1 pseudogene is annotated in these 539 nt (G+C 67.7%); it reads left to right on the top strand.

The features are described 5' to 3' along the window. Positions 1-61 precede the first annotated feature (61 nt). A pseudogene (locus ACYVJE_RS23085) lies at positions 62-539 on the top strand (hypothetical protein); the annotation flags it as partial.

Below are 539 nucleotides of genomic sequence, written 5' to 3'. Positions count from 1 at the left end.
CCTAGCCATGTCGTTCTGTGAGCCAAGGAGTTGCCAGACATATTTGTCTTCCTAAGACCGCTTGGCCTCCGACTTCCTGTCGCTCGAGGGGACCGCGGAGCACGCGGTCACGGTCCTGTCGGCGAGCAAGGCGTTCAACGTGCCCGGGCTGAAGTGCGCGCAGGTCGTGGCCGGCGACGCCACCTCCGCGCGGGCCCTGGCGGACGCGCCGCTCGTGGCCAACCACGGGCTCTCCCCGCTGGGGGTCGTGGCCACCGAGGTCGCCTGGAACGCCGGCGACACCTGGCTGGCCGCGCTCTCGGGGGTTCAAGACCTGACCGACGCGGCGTTCCGGCTCGACTGCCGGGCCGCCGACGGCTGCGGCCAGGCCCGCGCGACCGCTTCCTGGCATGCGCAGCTGCACAGTGCGATCGGCTTCGCATGCGTCCTGGTGCTGATCGTCACAAGTCGGAGGCCAAGCGGTCTTAGGAAGACAACTCGGCGGAACAACTCCTTGGCTCACAGAACGACATGGCTACGATGCGACTTGTGCTCGTTCT

It is taken from the genome of Salinifilum aidingensis, assembly GCF_054782015.1.
Note: the sequence above shows the minus strand (reverse complement) of the source record. Positions and strands in the feature narration are given on the sequence as shown.